We start from the raw sequence: 16,107 nt of genomic DNA, 5'->3' as shown, positions 1-16,107 counted from the left end.
GGTCAGGTGAGGGTGTGGGTGGTGCGTTCGGTGGTGGTGCGGGTGGGGAAGCGGGACCGGTCGGGGTTGCCGGTCAGCACGATGGTGGCCTGGCGGAGCAGGGGGGCGAGCAGCCAGTCGCGCAGGTCGGGGTGGGTGGTCGCGTCGATGAGCAGGCGGTCGCCGGGGGAGATGCCGAGGGCCGTCGCGCGGGCGTCCGCCTCGGTGAGCAGGGCCGCGTCGGTAGGACCGCCCTGGGCGGACGGGGTGAAGTGGTCACCCTGGGTGCGTACCTCGACGACGTAGTCGGCGAACCCGGCGGGCACCTCGCGTAGCGGGGCGGCGAACGGGGCGAGCGCCAGCGCGTACCGGTCGCCGGCCGGCCAGGCGTCCGCCTCGGTCACCCGGTCGGCGGCGGCGAAGAGCACGTCCACCTCGCCCGGTTCGTCGCGCACGGTCAGCCCGGCCGACCAGCAGCCGAGCAGCACGGCGGCGGTCTGCCAGTGCGGTGGCAGCAGCACCCCGGCCGGATCGCCGGGGCTCAGGGCCAGCTCGTCGACGAGCAGGTTGGCGGTCTTGGCCACCCAGTTCGCCAGGGTCGCGCCGGAGAGTTCGGTGCGCTCGCCGGTGGCGTCGTCGTACCAGGTCAGCAGGGGGCGGGCGGGGTCGGCCGCGATCGCGGCGGCGAACACCCGGGCAATGTTGTCGGCCATCGGCGCGAACGATACGCCCCCGCCGTCCGTATCCGATGGCGATGACAAGTCGGCGTACGGTCGGGTCGGAGTCAGCGTCCGCGCCGGGCTCCGGCGTAGGCTTGCCCGGAGTGTTGTTCCCCACAGACCAGTCAGTGCAAGGAGTCGCCCCGTGACCGCCGGTCGCCCGCCCCGCGTGCTCATCGACGCCACGAGTGTCCCCGCCGACCGTGGCGGCGTCGGTAGATACGTCGATGGCCTGCTCGGAGCCCTCGGCACAGTCTGCGGGGAGACGGTCGACCTGGTCGTGGTGAGCCTGCGCACCGACCTGGAGCGTTACACCCGGATGCTGCCCGGGGCCGAGGTGATCCCCGCCCCGGCCGCCGTCGCCCACCGCCCGGCCCGGCTCGCCTGGGAACAGACCGGCCTGCCGCTGCTCGCCCAGCAGGTCGGTGCCGAGGTGCTGCACTCGCCGTTCTACACCTGCCCGCTGCGGGCCGGCTGCCCGGTGACGGTGACCGTGCACGATGCGACGTTCTTCACCGAACCGGAGCACTACGACAAGTCCCGGCGGACGTTCTTCCGCAGCGCGATCAAGACGTCGCTACGCCGGGCCAGCCGGGTGATCGTGCCGAGCAAGGCCACCCGCGACGAGTTGATCCGGCTGCTCGACGCCGACCCGACCCGGATCGACGTGGCCTACCACGGGGTCGACCAGACTGCCTTCCACGCCCCGGGCGAGGAGGAGAAGGCCCGGGTGCGGGCCCGGCTCGGGCTCGCGGGCAGCAGCTACATCGCGTTCCTCGGGGCCAAGGAGCCACGCAAGAACGTACCCAACCTGATCCGGGGTTGGGCGCGGGCGGTGGGCGACCGGGAGAATCCGCCGGCCCTGGTGATCGCCGGTGGCCAGGGCCACGACGAGGACATCGACCGCGCGGTGGCCGAGGTCCCCTCCCACCTGCGGCTGCTGCGCCCCGGCTACCTGCGCTACGCCGACCTGCCCGGCTTCCTCGGCGGCGCCCTGGTCGCCGCCTACCCGTCGTACGGCGAGGGGTTCGGCCTGCCGATCCTGGAGGCGATGGCCTGCGCCGCCCCGGTGCTGACCACCCCCCGGCTCTCGCTGCCCGAGGTGGGCGGCGACGCGGTCGCCTACACCAGTGAGGACCCGGACCAGATCGCCACCGACCTGGCCGCCCTGCTCGACGACGAGCAGCGCCGGTTGTCGCTGGCCAAGGCGGGTGTCGACCGGGCCAAGGAGTTCACCTGGGCGTCCAGCGCCGAAGTGCACATCGCCGCCTGGAGCCGGGCCCGTTCCTGAGTGGTCGCTGACGGTACGGCCGAGCCGCCATCCGACCTGTGGCGGTTCGGGCATGATGTGCTGATGCTCTACGCCGTCATCCCGGCGGGTGGCAGTGGCACGAGGTTGTGGCCACTGTCCCGCGCGGGGCACCCCAAGTTCCTCCACCCGCTCACCGGCACCGACGCGTCGCTGCTCCAGGCGACCGTCGACCGGCTGACGCCGCTGACCACACCGGAGCGCACCCTGGTGGTCACCGGGGCCGCCCACGCGGCGGCGGTGGCCCGGCAGCTGAGCGGGGTGCCCGAGGAGAACATCCTGGTGGAGCCCTCGCCCCGGGACTCCTGCGCGGCGATCGCGTTGGCGGCGGCGGTGATCGCGCGGCGGGACGAGACGGCGGTGATGGGCTCCTTCGCCGCCGACCACCTGATCCGCGACCCCGCCGCCTGGGTGCAGACCGTCCGGGCCGCCGTCCGGGGCGCCGAGCAGGGCCTGCTCATGACGGTCGGGATCACCCCGACCCGGGCCGAGACTGGCTACGGCTACCTGGAGACCGGCGAGCCGACCGGCGACGGCCCGCTGCGCCCGGTGGCCGAGTTCAAGGAGAAGCCGGCCGCGCCGGTCGCCGAGGCGTACCTGCGTTCGGGTCGGCACCTCTGGAACGCCAGCATGTTCGTCTGGCGGGTGGACGTCTTCCTCGCCGAGCTGGCCCGTCAGCAGCCGGAGCTGCACGCCGGGGTGGTCTCGATCGCGGCGGCCTGGGGCACTCCGGAGCAGGACGACGTCCTCGGCGCGGTCTGGCCGACGCTGCCGAAGATCTCCGTCGACTACGCGGTGATGGAGGGCGCGGCCACCGCCGGCCGGGTCGCCACCGTGCCGGGCGACTTCGGGTGGAACGACGTGGGTGACTTCCACACCCTCGGCGAGGTGTTGCCCGCCGATCCGGCGGGCAACGTGGTGCTGGGCACCGACGCCAAGCCGGGAGTCCTGCTGCACGACGCCCACGACCTGGTGGTGGTGCCGCAGTCGGGCCGGCTGGTGGCCGTCCTCGGGGTCCGCGACCTGATCGTGGTGGACACCCCCGATGCGGTGCTGGTCTGCCCCCGTGACCGGGCCCAGGACGTCAAGGCCCTCGTCGACGAGCTGAAGGCCAGGGGCGAGGACGGACTGGTCTGAGCGCCGGACGCCTGACCCCGCCCGGCGGCGTGACGCTCCGACCGCCGGGCGGTCGGGGGCCGGGCGCTCAGGGGCCTAGAGGTCAGGGGCCGGGCTGACGCTCAGCCGGGCGGCGGGCGTGGGCGGCCAGGGCCGGGGCGACGAGTTGGACGGTCCCGCCGGCCAGCGGCTCCGGCAGCCGGTCGGTCGGGAACCAGCCAAGCGCCTCGGACTCGTCGCTGACCCGCTCGACCGCGTCCTGGGGGGCGAAGACCGCGAACCGGACGTCGTGGTGCAGCGAGCCGCCCTGACAGGCCACCGGATGGATGTCCACGTCGATCGGGACGGGGTCGATGACCAGACCCGCGATGCCGGACTCCTCGGTGGCCTCGCGCAGCGCCGCCCCGGCCAACGTCTCGTCGCCCGGTTCGCAGTGCCCGCCCAACTGCACCCAACGGTGCAGCTTGCCGTGCAGGCAGAGCAGCACCCGGGTACCTGCGGCGTCGAGGAGCAGCGCGCTCGCGGTGAGGTGGCCGGGCAGGTGGTGGCGGGTCAGGGCGGCCGGGCCGTCGGCGAGCAGGGCCAGGGTGCGGTCCCGGGCCTCGGCGGCGGCCGGCCGGGTCGGCGTCCAGCCGGTCAGCACCGCGACCGCGTCGGCGTGCAGCGCCACGTTCCCGTCGCCCGGCACCCGGGCCGGATCTGGGTTGCTGGACGGGTCGGCGGTGGGGAGCCGGGTGCCGGGGCGGTTGGCGGGGGAGGCGTCGGACATCCCGCCACTCTACGAGCGTGTGCTCCGTACCCTGGCGCGGTGAGCCTGAGACTTCTGGAGTTCGTGGTGGCCGGCAACGAGGCCAGCGACCTGTTGCCGGTCCGGTCCCGGTCGCTGCTGCGGGCGCACGACGCCGTCCGTGGTTTCTGGACGGTGCTCGACGAGGGGCCGGTGGAACAGTGCCTGGCCCTGCTGCTGGAACGCACCGACGGCGAGTGGGTGGCCCACCACGTGGCAGCCGACGCCGGGGTCGAGAACGGCCGCACCGAGGACGGCGAGGCGCTTGCCGCACACGACGGCTGGGTGTACGTCTTCGGGTCGCACTTCGGTTCCAAGGCCGGCCCACTGCGCCCCCGCCGGGCGTTCGTGGCAAGGTTCCGCGAGGACGACGCGGCCACCGGCACCCTGCCGGTGCAGGTGGTCCGCAACCGGTTCCGGGTGCACCGGGCGGTCAACGACGCGCTGGTGAAGGCGGCGTTCACCCCGTTGCCGCCGGGCGAGCGGGTCCGGGCGCGGTTCATCGGCGAGACGGTGTCCCGGGGCACGGCAAAGGCCAAGTCCTGGGTACGCCGGCTGGCCGACGACGACGTGCCGTTGAACGTGGAGGCGGCGGCGTTCACCCCGCACGGGACGGTGCTGCTCGGGCTGCGCTTCCCGGTGACCGTGGACGGGGAACCGGTCCTGGTCGAGCTGGCCGGTGTGCCCGAGATGTTCACCCCGGGCGGCGGCTGGCCGCGCGTCGGCCGGGCGTACGCGGTGACCGGGGTGACGCCGCCCGGCGCGTTGGTGGGCTTCCGCGCGGTCACCCCGACGGCCGACGGCGGGTACGCGGCGGTGGTCGGGTCGATCGATGCGCTCGGCAAGGGATCGGTGCTGCTGGACGACCATCCGACCGGCGGTGAGGTGACCTCGCGGCACGTCCGGTTCCGGTGGGAGCCGACCGACGACGGCCGGATCGCGGGCGAGCTGGTGACCGATCTGACGCCGTTCCGGAATGTCGAGGGGGTGGCCGAGGTGGACGGACGCAGCTTCTACGTCACCGACGAGGACCATCGGGTGGCGCTCTGGATCGGCTGAGTCGACCCGCCGGACGGGCGGTGGACCCGGGTGACACCTCTGCGGAACCAGGGCCGCAGACCCTCGTGGTGCCTCCCGGGTGCCACGGCCCCCGGCCACCCGGGCGGCGGCGGGATGAACCCACACGTCGTACCGGGCAGTAGGAGCATGTCAACCGGTGGAACTTGCGTCGAGGTCTTTCAGTCCACGCTTAAAAGTGGAGATAAGTGCCGCCCGGTACAGTTCAGTGGGTCGGCGGGCATCCCCCTGCCCCGCCCCAGGAGCGCTCCATGCTGACCATTCACTTCTCCCGGGAGGACATCCTCCGGACCCGGGTCGCCCCCACCGCCGACCCGGTCTGGGAGTTGGTCCTCAGCCTGCACCTGCTCCAGGGCCGGACCCGCGACCCGCTGATGGCGGGCTGGCGTCGGGGGGTAGCGGGCGGGCTGCGCCGGGAGACCGCCGCCGACCAGTTCCGGCTGCTGTTCGCGCTGAACCCGCCCCGCGGTTACTTCCCCGACTTCCTCACCCCCTACCAGAGCCTGGACGGTTTCGAGGCGGGGCTGGACGCCGTCCGGTCCACCCCGACCGAGTTGCTGCGCCGGGACCTGAGCCTGTTGGCCGGGACGAACCCGCTGCCGTCGTCGGCCGCCGCGCTGGCCAGGGGCGAGCCGGAGGTGCTCCGGCACCTGACGGAGTCGATGGCGCAGTACCGGTCGGTGGCGATCGACCCGTACTGGTCGCGGATCCGGGCCGCGGTGGAGGCCGACCGGGCGGTACGGGCCCGAGCCCTGCTCGACGGTGGCGCGGAGGGGCTGCTGGCGAGCCTCCGGCCGGGGATGCGCTGGGAGTCCGGCGTACTCCAGGTGATGGACTATCCCAACCGTCGGGAGTTGCACCTGGACGGTCGGGGGCTGCTGCTGGTGCCGTCGTTCTTCTGCGCGCGTACCCCGGTCGCCCTGCTCGACCCGGCGCTGCCGCCGGTGCTGGTCTACCCGGCGGACCGGCTCGGCGGGTTGGACCCGCCCCCCGGCGAGGGTGGCAGGCCCGCCGGTGACGGTGGTCGGGAGGCACTGGCGGCGTTGCTCGGCCGGACCCGGGCGGCGGTGCTCGAGGTCAGCGACGACGGCGCGACCACCGGCGAGGTGGCCCGTCGCCTGCACATCTCGGCCGCCGCCGCCAGCCAGCACACGGCCGTGCTGCGCAACGCCGGCCTGCTGGTCAGCCGGCGGGACCGCAACACGGTGCTGCACACCCTGACCCCCCTCGGCCGCGCCATGCTCGACGCCTGACCGGCGGCCCTCAGAGGGCCAGGCAGGCGCTGGCGATGCTGCCCGTCGGCGGCGGCAGCAGGGCCGATGCGATCCCCTCGGCGGCCAGCGCGATCCGCAGCCGGTGCAGGTCGGCGCCGAAACGCACCAGGTCGGGCCGGTCGACGGGGGTGGGTGCCGCGCCGAGCACCAGACCGGTCGCCCCGGCCGGCCAGCCGTCGACGGTCGCCGCGAGACCGGCGCGTACCTCGTCGTCGGTGATCTGGGTGAAGGTGGTGCCGGGGGCGACCACCTCGGCCACCGCGGCGATCGCCCGGTCGACCGTGGCCGGGTCGGCCGGCGCCCCGCCGGGGCCGTCGGCGAGCGTCGCGGCGGCGCGCAGCCCGGCCGCCGTCGCCTCGGCGGTCCCGAGCGAGAACAGGTCCAACGCGCTCTCCCGCACCAGGGCCGCCGCCCCGGGACCGTCGTCGGCCGGTCGGGTCGTCGGCAGGTAGCCGCGGACCACCGCGACCGGGACCTGGTCGCACTTGCCCTTGATCAGCTCACCCGCGCCGGCCAGCTCGTCGACCACCGCCATCTGGGTCAGTTGCAGCTCGTTGCCGTACGGGTCGACCTCGCCCCGGTGGTCCCGGATCGCGGCCATCCCGGCGACGCCGAGCGCCACGTCGGTCAGCCCGTTGCGCCACGGCCGTCCCATCGTGTCGCTGACGATCACCGCGACGTCGACCCGGTAGCGGTCCCGCAGCGCGGCGCGCAGCTCCCGGGCCGACGCGTCCGGGTCCACCGGGAGCAGCACCAGCCGGGTCTTGTCGACGTTCGACGCGTCGATCCCGGCGGAGGCCATCACGAAACCGTGGTGGGTCTGCACGATCCGGGTCTGCCCCCGGGTCGCCACCACGCGGGCGGTCTCGGCGGCCAGGATCTCGTCCCGGGCGGCGAGCCTTTCCGGCCCGTCGGCCGGCACGTCCACCAGCCGGCCCTCCGCCTTGGACACGATCTTGCTGGTGACCACCAGCACGTCGCCGTCGCGCAGCCAGGGTGCGGCGGTGCCGATCAGCACGGCCAGGTCGTCGCCCTCGGTCACGTCACCGATGCCCCGCACCGGCAGGATCTCCAGTCTCACACCAGCTCCATCGCGGCCCGGACCATCGCCGTGGTCGCCGCCTCGTCGGTCATCCGCAGCGGGACCGCGCGCACCGTCACCCCCGGCACCGTCACCCCGTCGTCCTCGGGCGCGACCAGCCAACCGTCGAGCAGGCCACCCTCGCTGCGACCGCCGTAGAGCCGGCCCACCCCGGCGGCGCTGCACTCGACGTCGAGCACCTCCAGGCACCGGTCGGCCATCCCGCGTACCGGTGCGCCGCCGATGATCGGTGACACCCCGACGACCCGGGCGGGGCCGGTGGCGACCGCGTCGCGCAGGCCGGGCACCGCCAGCACCGGGGCGATGCTCACCACCGGGTTGCTCGGCGCGACGAGCACCACATCGGCGGCGGCCAGCGCCTCGGTCACCCCGGGGGCCGGCTTGGCGCTGTCCGCACCGACGAAGACGAACCGGTCGGTGGGCACGCCCGCCCGGTACCGGACCCACCACTCCTGGAAGTGGATGGCCCGCCGCTCGCCGTCCAGGTCGACCACCGCGTGCGTCTCCAGCCGATCGTCGGTCGCCGGCAGCAGCCGTACGCCGGGCTGCCAGCGCGCGGCCAGCGCCTCGGTGACCTGCGACAGCGGATAACCGCCGGTGATCATGGTGGTGCGCACCAGGTGGGTGGCGACGTCCTTGTCGCCGAGGGAGAACCAGCCCGGCTCGGCGCCGTACGCGGCCAGCTCCTGCTTGATGGTCCAGCTCTCGCCGACCCGACCCCACCCGCGTTCCGGGTCGGCGCCCCCGCCCAGGGTGTACAGGACGCTGTCCAGATCGGGGCAGACCTTCAGACCGTGCAGGTAGAGATCGTCGCCGACGTTGACCACGGCGGTCACCTCGGCGCCCACCTCGCGGGCGTACGCCCGGACGCCGAGCAGGAATCGAGCACCCCCGATCCCGCCGGTCAGAACCACGATGCGCATGTCGTCCATCCTCCCGTACGGGACGCGTCCCGCCGGTGGGTGTCCCGGGAGACTAGGCTCACGTCGGCATCTGTCCGTTTCGCCCCGAGGGAGAGTTCGTGACCAGCCCCGCCGAGCCCGCGTCGCACGACGCGTCGCAGGCCCGCCAGATCACCGCACCCCTGCGCGAACTCACCGCGCTCGTCCTGCTCGGCGCGAACGCCGTGCTGCTCTTCGTCGGGTTCGTCCGGCTGCTCGTACCGACATCGGACTACAGCACCTTCTCGGGGCGGGCGGGGAGCGAGTTCTTCGCCTTCGTCGGCATCGAGGCGACGGTGCTGCCGCTGCTTGCCGTCCTGCTGGTCACCCATCTCGCCCCGGTGTCCGGCCGGGCGAAGCAGTTCACCCAGGTGGCCCTCGCCGAGTACGCCTTCGGCGCCCTGTTCGGCGTGTTGACCTTCCTGATCTGGCTGGTCGGCCGGCTGGCCGAGGCGGAGGTGCTGGACGCCCTGCTCGGCATGCTGACCCGGGCGGCCTGGCTGGCGCTCTTCGGGCTGGCCGCCTTCGTGGTGTACCGGATCTGGCGCACCCTCTACCACGTGCCGAAGCCGCAGCCCCAGCCCGGCGTCTACGGCCAGCCGCAGCCCGGCTGGCCGCAGCAGCCCGGTGGTTACCCGGGTGCCGGCTACCCGCCCCCGGGCCACCCCGGCGCCGGGCAGTACGGCCAGCCCGGATTCGCCCCGCCGCCGCAGTCGGCTCCGCCGTTCGGCATGCCGCAGTCCGCCCCGCCGCAGTCCGGGCCACCGACCGGTGTCCCGCCGCAGTCGGGCCCGCCGTTCGGGGCTCCGCAGTCCGCGCCGCCGTTCGGGGCTGCTCCGCAGTCCGCCCCGCCGGTGGCTCCGCCGTTCGGGCAGCCCCCGTCGGCCGATCCGACCCAGACGATTCCGCGTCAGGCAGGCGAGCCGCCCACCGGCACCGGGGACGCGGACCGTACCCAGCCCTTCCGTCGCGACGACCCGAACACCCCGCACTGACCCGCACACCCGGCCGGGTCGGGTCGACGCTGCGGCGTACGACCGGAGACCCGGCCGGTGCGGTGGGGCCGGGCGCCGGCCGGGTCGGGGATGATGTCACACCCGGGTCGCATGTCTGCCGGATCGTCCCGCCCAGCGCCTAGGCTGGGCGGATGGTTCACCGCACCGATCCCGGCCCGACCTCGGCGAGTGTGCGACGGGCGCTGCACCGGGCCGCCACCGGGCGCGCGCTCGACGTCGACGAGGCCGCCGCGCTGCTGGCGGCCCGGGGCGACGCGCTGGACGAGCTGCTCCGGACCGCCGGGGAGGTCCGGGACGCCGGGCTGCGTGACGCCGGCCGGCCGGGCGTGGTGACGTACTCGAAGAAGGTGTTCATCCCGTTGACCCGGCTCTGCCGGGACCGGTGCCACTACTGCACCTTCGCCACCGTGCCGCACCGACTGCCGGCGGCGTTCCTGGAGACCGACGAGGTGCTGGCGATCGCCCGGCAGGGTGCGGCGCTGGGCTGCAAGGAAGCCCTGTTCACCCTCGGTGACCGGCCGGAGGAGCGCTGGCCGGCGGCCCGCGCCTGGCTGGACGAGCGGGGCTACGACTCCACAGTGGACTACCTGCGGGCCTGCGCGGTGGCGGTGCTGGAGGAGACCGGCCTGCTGCCGCACCTCAACCCGGGGGTGCTCTCCTGGTCGGAGCTGCAACGGCTCAAGCCGGTCGCGCCGAGCATGGGGATGATGCTGGAGACCACCGCCACCCGGCTCTGGTCGGAGCCGGGCGGGCCGCACTTCGGTTCCCCCGACAAGGAACCGGCGGTCCGGCTGCGGGTGCTCGACGACGCCGGCCGGGTCGGGGTGCCGTTCACCACAGGCATCCTGATCGGCATCGGCGAGACCCCGGCCGAGCGGGTCGAGGCGATCTTCGCGATCCGCCGGTCGCACCGGGAGTACGGGCACCTCCAGGAGGTGATCGTGCAGAACTTCCGCGCCAAGCCGGACACCGCGATGGGCGGCCTGCCCGACGCCGAGCTGCACGACCTGGCGGCCACCGTGGCGGTGGCCCGGCTGCTGCTCGGCCCGAAGGCGCGCATCCAGGCCCCGCCCAACCTGATCGAGGACGAGTACGACCTGCTGTTGCGGGCCGGCATCGACGACTGGGGTGGGGTGTCCCCGCTCACCCCGGACCACGTCAACCCGGAGCGGCCCTGGCCGCAGCTCGACGAGCTGGCCCGGCAGACCGAGAAGTCGGGCTTCACCCTGCGCGAGCGGCTGACGGTCTACCCGGAGTACGTCCGGGCCGGTGACCCGTGGCTCGACCCCCGGTTGCTGCCGCACGTCACCGCGCTCGCCGATCCGGCGACCGGGCTGGCCGTCGAGGCGGCCCGGCCGGTGGGTCGCCCCTGGCAGGAGCCGGAGGAGGTCTTCGGCGGCGGCCGGACCGATCTGCACGCCACCATCGACACCACCGGCCGCAGCGACGACCGGCGGGGCGACTTCGACAGCGTCTACGGCGACTGGGCGGAGGTCGCCGGCAAGGTGAGCCCCGCCGCGTCGGGTGGACCGGTGCCGGGTGCCGACGGTGACCTGCGGGCGGGGCTGCGGCTGGCGGCCGACGATCCGGCGGCGCTGCTGGAGCCCCGGCACGCCGACGCGGCGCTGGCGTTGTTCGGCGCGGACGGCCCGGCCCTGGACGCGCTGTGCCGGCTCGCCGACGACGTGCGGCGGGACACCGTCGGCGACGACGTCACCTACGTGGTCAACCGGAACATCAACTTCACCAACGTCTGCTACGTGGGCTGCCGGTTCTGCGCGTTCGCCCAGCGGGAGCGGGACGCCGACGCCTTCCGGCTGTCGGTGGAGCAGGTGGCCGACCGGGCCGAGGAGGCCTGGGCGGCCGGTGCCGGCGAGGTCTGCCTCCAGGGCGGCATCGACCCGAAGCTGCCGGTGACCGGCTACGCCGACATCGTCCGGGCGATCAAGGCCCGGGTGCCCGGGATGCACGTGCACGCGTTCTCCCCGATGGAGATCGTCACCGCCGCCGCCAAGGCGGGCGTGCCGGTGCGGGACTGGCTGACGATGCTGCGCGAGGCCGGCCTGGACACCATCCCGGGCACCGCCGCCGAGATCCTCGACGACGACGTGCGCTGGGTGCTCACCAAGGGCAAACTGCCGGCCGCCGCCTGGGTCGAGGTGGTCACGACCGCTCACGAGCTGGGCATCCGCTCCAGCTCCACGATGATGTACGGGCACGTCGACCACCCCGGACAGTGGCTGGCGCACTTCCGGGTGCTGGCCGGGGTGCAGGACCGCACCGGCGGGTTCACCGAGTTCGTGGCGCTGCCGTTCGTGCACACCAACGCGCCGATCTACCTGGCCGGCATCGCCCGGCCCGGTCCGACCTGGCGGGAGAACCGGGTGGTGCACGCGATGGCCCGGCTGCTGCTGCACGGGCGGATCGACAACATCCAGTGCTCCTGGGTGAAGCTCGGCGACGAGGGCACCGTGTCGATGTTGCGGGGCGGCTGCAACGACCTGGGCGGCACCCTGATGGAGGAGACGATCTCCCGGATGGCCGGTTCGGGCAACGGATCGGCGCGTACCGAGGAGCAGTTGCGGTCGATCGCCGCCGCCGCCGGACGACCGGCGCGCAAGCGGACGACCGCGTACGGTCATCCGTCGCGGTGACATCGAACCTTTCACGCGTGCGGGCCGTACCAGTGTTCGCCGGCGGCGGTTGAGGCGAGGGCCGCCGCCGGCGACCTCGCGCTCCACACCGCGCGCGCTCACGCGCCGCCGGAGGAAAGGTTCCCCCATGACGAGCGAAGTGCGGAAGCGTTCCTGGCCGCGACTGACCCGCAGGCAGACACTGACCGCTGCGGCGAGTGCCACGCTGGGCGCGGCGGCCCTGACGGTGACCGGCGTGTCGGCGGCACAGAACTCCCCGTCGACCACGAGCGCGGAGGGTCCGATCGTGGTCCACCTGCGCGACGCCAGGTCCGGGACGTTGGACGTCTTCGTCGGCACGTCCCGGATCGAGGTACGCGACCGAGGGCTGGCGGACCGGCTGCGACGTGCCGCCGGACGCGGCTGACCCGTCCGCCGTCACCGGGTGGGGGTGACCCGCCCGCTGCCCCGGGTGGCCTGAACCGCCCGCCCTCTTCCCCTTCACCGCCAGGCGCAGGCTCCGCGCCCGGTTCGTCATGCCCTGATTCCTCATGATCCCGCAAAGGTTGGTCCGCCATGTCGTCCCACCGCGAAGCGCCGGAAATAAGCAAGGACCCGGTCGCCGACAGCTCCGACCTGTACGCCTTCGTCAGCCCCGACCGGCCCGACTCGGTGACGCTGATCGCCAACTACGTGCCGTTGCAGCTCCCCTCGGGCGGCCCGAACTTCTTCGAGTTCGGCGACGACGTGCGGTATGAGATCCATATCGACAACGACGGTGACGGCCATCCCGACGTGACCTACCGGTTCGAATTCCGTACCGAGATCACGAACGAGAACAGCTTTCTCTACAACACAGGGCCGATCGAGTCGCTTGACAGCAAGAACTGGAACCGGCGGCAGTTCTACAAGCTGACCCGGGTGACCGACGGCAAGGAGCACGTGCTGGCGCACAAGCTGCCCTGCCCGCCGTGCAACGTCGGGCCGCTGTCCATCCCGAAGTACAACGACCTGGTCCGGCAGGCGACGTACAAGCTGTCGACGGGGGAGAAGGTGTTCGCCGGGCAGCGTGCGGACGGCTTCTTCGTCGACCTGGGCGCGATCTTCGACCTGGGTACGCTGCGGCCGTTCCAGCAGTTGCACGTGGCCGGCAAGAAGCTGTTCAAGACCGAGGGCGAGCCGGTCAACTCGGTGGACCGGATGAACGTGCACAGCATCGCGGTGCAGGTGCCGCTGAGCAAGGTGCGCCGCAAGGCCAGCCGGTACGGCGCGGGCGACCGGGCCTCGACGATCGGGGTGTGGACGACCGCCTCCCGGCAGCAGGTACGGGTGCTCGGCGACAAGGTCGCCGCGGACTCCGCCGTCGGCCCGTGGACCCAGGTGTCCCGGTTGGGCAATCCGCTGTTCAACGAGGTCATCGTGCCGATGTCCAAGAAGGACCTGTGGAACACGCTGCCGCCGACCGAGGACAAGCGGTTCGCCCGGTTCGTCGAGCAGCCGGAGCTGGCCGCATTGCTGCCGGTGCTCTACCCGGGGGTCTTCCCCAACCTGGACGCGCTCAACAAGTCCAAGAAGCCCCGGGCCGACCTGGTCGCCATCCTGCTCACCGGCATCCCGTCCGGGCTGATCGACGGCTTCACCAACCTCACCGGTGACGTGCAGGCCGACATGCTGCGGCTGAACACCGCGATCAAGCCGAGCAGCAGGCCGAACCAGTTCGGTCTGCTCGGGGGCGACCTGGCCGGCTTCCCCAACGGCCGCCGGGTCGTCGACGACGTGGTGAGCATCGCGCTGCGGGCGGTGGCCGGGGTGACCGTGCCACTGGTGGACAAGAAGTTCACGCCGGACGCGGCGGCCGGCGCGGTCACTCCGGGGTTGAGTGCTGCCGACGTGACGGCGCCCTTCCTGCGGGACTTCCCCTTCCTCGGCACGCCGTACGACGGGTTCAACAACCCGCCCGCGGCGAACTCCTGACCGGACGGAGACCGGCGTGAGCGGACACCACCACCATCACCATCAGTACGGGCCGACGGAGAGCGGCACCGTGATGCTCGACGTCGGGGGCGAGACCGGTGCTCTGATCATCTACACCGGACGTGACCTGCACGGTCGGGAGATCGAGATCAGCCGGGTCGACCAGGACGGCGCGGTACGCACGCACTCGGCCGTGCGAGAGCGGATCGTCCGGGACGGGGTGTTCCACAGTGCGGTCTACCCGGACCTGACGGCGGGCCTGTATACCGTCTGGTGGGACGAGGAGACGCCCGCAGGGGCCATCTCCGTCGACGGTGGGGCGATCGCCGAATTCGTCTGGCCGAGCAGCCCACCACGGTCGGTCTGAGCGCCACGACAACCCACCGACCCGAGCGCCCCGTCCACATTGTGGACGGGGCGCTGTCGGCTTTTCCGGCTCGACGAGCGGTCCGGGGCCAACCGCGTTAACCTGTCCCCCACCATGCTCATGATCTTGGCGGGTCGACTGCGCGGAGTGTCCGTCGGCGTGCTCCGACGGCGTCCGGGGCGGCGACGCCACAGCAGAAATCTGGGGCAACTCGCCGGACGGGGCGTTACTCGCCCGGGGTCTGAATCGATAGGGCAGGTTGCGAGGGCCGGATGGTCCGGGTGACCGTCCGGTGGCATGTCGGGAGAGCGACTCCATTATCAAGTCCGGCTTGACGGCGCACGCATTACACGCGTGTAATTTCGATGGGGTTGTTCGCGCGGAACGCAACAAATAGGGACCGGACGGACAAGCACGCCTTTCGCGTGGGGGGTCGCAGCGGCGGTGACGTCGGTGCGCGACAAGGAGGCATCTGATGGACGGCCAGCTTGAGGTGGCCGACCTGCTCGGAAACGCGCCGGAGTGGCAGGAGCGGGCGCTGTGCTCGCAGACCGACCCGGAAGCGTTCTTTCCCGAGAAGGGCGGCTCGACCCGCGAGGCGAAACGGATCTGCTCGCGGTGCGAGGTCAAGACGGAGTGCCTCGAATACGCTCTCGGGCACGACGAGCGGTTCGGGATCTGGGGCGGGCTCTCCGAACGGGAGCGGCGCAAGCTCAAGCGGCGGGCCGCCTGAGTCGAAGGGCCGGGCCGGGGCGGTGGGGGCCGCCCGGCTCACGCCCGACGAGGTCGCGGGGGTGACCGACGTCGGAGCGGTGCAGTGGTCGCGCGTCGGCGCGGTGGTCGTGTCCGGCCGCGGTGCGGTGGGTCGTGGCCGGTCGCGGTGCGGTGGGTCGTGTCCGGTCGCGCGGGTCAGGCCAGCTCGTCCGGGTCGACCCCGAGCAGGTTCGCCACCTGTTCGATGATCACGTCATGAACGAGGTCGGCCAGGTCCTCGCGGTCCATCGCGCGGAACTCCAACGGCCGGCGGTAGAGCACGATCCGGGGCGGCACCTCCTGCCGCTGCCCCGGCCGGCCGGGCAGCAGCCGGGCCAGCGGCACCTCGCCGTCCTCCAGGACGTCGGAGTCGTAGACGTTCAGGTCGGGTGGGACGTCCTCGACGGCGAACTCGACCCCGGCCAGTTCCTTGGCGAACCGGCGCTCCAGGGTTTCCACGGTGTCCAGTACCAGGTCGTCGAAGATCTCGGCCTTGGTCCGGGCCAGTGGCACTGTCGCCGGCACCAGCCGCCCGCGCAGGCCACGTCCGTGGCGGTCGCGGTGGTTGCGCCGGCCGGAGCCGGGGCGGCGGTGTTCCGGGCTCGTCATGAGGCAAAGGGTAGTCCTCAGCCCGGTCCGGCCCACGGCAGCGCCTGTCGACGGGCGCGGCGGAAGCACCAGGTGCGAATTGTGATCACGGTGACGGGCGTGTCGCAAAGCGAACCGGTGCGTCGGACCCGGTAATGGGGATACCCTGCCGCACGTGAGGTCACCACGGCGCTGCTCCCGTAACGCCTGCCCCCGGCAAGCGGTTGCCACATTGACCTATGTCTACAACGAGTCGACCGCCGTCGTGGGCCCGTTGGCGGCCTTCGCCGAGCCGCACACCTACGACCTGTGTGAGCAGCACGCGCGAAGCCTGACCGCCCCCCGGGGCTGGGACGTCGTGCGGCACGAGGGCGAGTTCGAGCCCCCGCCGCCCACCACGGACGACCTGGTCGCCCTGGCCGAGGCCGTCCGCGAGGCAGCCCGCCCGGTCGCCCCCCGCCCACCCCAGGAC

At 73.1% G+C, this 16,107-nt stretch carries 16 protein-coding genes; 11 read left to right on the top strand and 5 right to left on the bottom strand.

Going from position 1 to position 16,107, the window contains the following annotated elements; all coding sequences use genetic code 11:
* Positions 1-2: 2 nt before the first annotated feature.
* Positions 3-692, bottom strand: a complete 690-nt coding sequence (locus AC0AIB_RS29185; RefSeq protein WP_465097880.1) for a TIGR03089 family protein — start codon at positions 690-692, stop codon at positions 3-5.
* Between the two features lie 151 nt (positions 693-843).
* On the opposite strand from AC0AIB_RS29185, the gene AC0AIB_RS29180 reads away from it, so the two are divergent.
* Together AC0AIB_RS29180 and AC0AIB_RS29175 are read left to right on the top strand one after the other, a co-directional pair.
* The gene (locus tag AC0AIB_RS29180) at positions 844-1,989 is read left to right on the top strand and encodes a glycosyltransferase family 4 protein (protein WP_328339964.1); all 1,146 of its coding nucleotides are present in this window, start codon (positions 844-846) and stop codon (positions 1,987-1,989) included.
* A 63-nt stretch (positions 1,990-2,052) separates the two neighbouring features.
* Complete coding sequence (locus tag AC0AIB_RS29175) at positions 2,053-3,144, top strand: mannose-1-phosphate guanylyltransferase (RefSeq protein ID WP_328339962.1); 1,092 nt, start codon at positions 2,053-2,055, stop codon at positions 3,142-3,144.
* An 82-nt stretch (positions 3,145-3,226) separates the two neighbouring features.
* Here AC0AIB_RS29175 and AC0AIB_RS29170 read toward each other — a convergent pair whose 3' ends face one another.
* Entirely contained in the window at positions 3,227-3,892 is a 666-nt protein-coding gene (locus tag AC0AIB_RS29170; protein WP_442930558.1) for an NUDIX hydrolase, read from the bottom strand.
* Positions 3,893-3,931: 39 nt separating this feature from the next.
* Between AC0AIB_RS29170 and AC0AIB_RS29165 the strand changes: the two genes are divergently transcribed.
* Both AC0AIB_RS29165 and AC0AIB_RS29160 read left to right on the top strand, forming a co-directional pair.
* The gene (locus AC0AIB_RS29165; protein WP_328339960.1) at positions 3,932-4,969 is read left to right on the top strand and encodes a hypothetical protein; all 1,038 of its coding nucleotides are present in this window, start codon (positions 3,932-3,934) and stop codon (positions 4,967-4,969) included.
* A 269-nt stretch (positions 4,970-5,238) separates the two neighbouring features.
* On the top strand, positions 5,239-6,240 hold the full coding sequence (locus tag AC0AIB_RS29160) for an ArsR/SmtB family transcription factor (RefSeq protein ID WP_328339958.1): 1,002 nt from the start codon (positions 5,239-5,241) through the stop codon (positions 6,238-6,240).
* 10 nt (positions 6,241-6,250) lie between these two features.
* On the opposite strand, the gene AC0AIB_RS29155 is transcribed toward AC0AIB_RS29160, so the two are convergent.
* Positions 6,251-7,342, bottom strand: a complete 1,092-nt coding sequence (locus tag AC0AIB_RS29155; RefSeq protein ID WP_328339956.1) for a coenzyme F420-0:L-glutamate ligase — start codon at positions 7,340-7,342, stop codon at positions 6,251-6,253.
* On the bottom strand, positions 7,339-8,286 hold the full coding sequence (gene cofD / locus AC0AIB_RS29150; RefSeq protein WP_328339954.1) for a 2-phospho-L-lactate transferase: 948 nt from the start codon (positions 8,284-8,286) through the stop codon (positions 7,339-7,341). Before cofD ends, AC0AIB_RS29155 begins: the two co-directional genes overlap by 4 nt.
* Positions 8,287-8,384: 98 nt before the next feature.
* On the opposite strand from cofD, the gene AC0AIB_RS29145 reads away from it, so the two are divergent.
* The 6 genes from AC0AIB_RS29145 to AC0AIB_RS29120 all read left to right on the top strand — a co-directional run bounded on the left by AC0AIB_RS29145 (position 8,385) and on the right by AC0AIB_RS29120 (position 15,027).
* Positions 8,385-9,299: a hypothetical protein gene (locus AC0AIB_RS29145; protein ID WP_465097879.1), complete on the top strand. Its 915-nt coding sequence runs from the start codon at positions 8,385-8,387 to the stop codon at positions 9,297-9,299.
* Between the two features lie 152 nt (positions 9,300-9,451).
* Positions 9,452-11,974 carry a bifunctional FO biosynthesis protein CofGH gene (locus AC0AIB_RS29140; RefSeq protein WP_465097878.1) on the top strand — a complete coding sequence of 841 codons (2,523 nt, stop codon included), beginning with the start codon at positions 9,452-9,454 and terminating at the stop codon, positions 11,972-11,974.
* 127 nt (positions 11,975-12,101) lie between these two features.
* Entirely contained in the window at positions 12,102-12,380 is a 279-nt protein-coding gene (locus AC0AIB_RS29135) for a hypothetical protein (RefSeq protein ID WP_328339948.1), read from the top strand.
* A 149-nt stretch (positions 12,381-12,529) separates the two neighbouring features.
* Positions 12,530-13,927: a DUF4331 domain-containing protein gene (locus AC0AIB_RS29130; protein WP_465097877.1), complete on the top strand. Its 1,398-nt coding sequence runs from the start codon at positions 12,530-12,532 to the stop codon at positions 13,925-13,927.
* Between the two features lie 73 nt (positions 13,928-14,000).
* Positions 14,001-14,294, top strand: a complete 294-nt coding sequence (locus AC0AIB_RS29125; protein WP_328348917.1) for a phospholipase — start codon at positions 14,001-14,003, stop codon at positions 14,292-14,294.
* A 475-nt stretch (positions 14,295-14,769) separates the two neighbouring features.
* Positions 14,770-15,027, top strand: a complete 258-nt coding sequence (locus tag AC0AIB_RS29120; protein WP_007455784.1) for a WhiB family transcriptional regulator — start codon at positions 14,770-14,772, stop codon at positions 15,025-15,027.
* Positions 15,028-15,203: 176 nt separating this feature from the next.
* Here the strand turns inward: AC0AIB_RS29120 and AC0AIB_RS29115 are convergent, their stop codons facing one another.
* Complete coding sequence (locus AC0AIB_RS29115) at positions 15,204-15,656, bottom strand: metallopeptidase family protein (protein WP_328339943.1); 453 nt, start codon at positions 15,654-15,656, stop codon at positions 15,204-15,206.
* Positions 15,657-15,810: 154 nt separating this feature from the next.
* Between AC0AIB_RS29115 and AC0AIB_RS29110 the strand changes: the two genes are divergently transcribed.
* Positions 15,811-16,107: DUF3499 domain-containing protein (locus AC0AIB_RS29110; protein ID WP_465097876.1), on the top strand; the 297-nt coding region annotated here is incomplete at its 3' end.

Source organism: Micromonospora sp. DSM 43699 (assembly GCF_055517075.1).
Note: the sequence above shows the minus strand (reverse complement) of the source record. Positions and strands in the feature narration are given on the sequence as shown.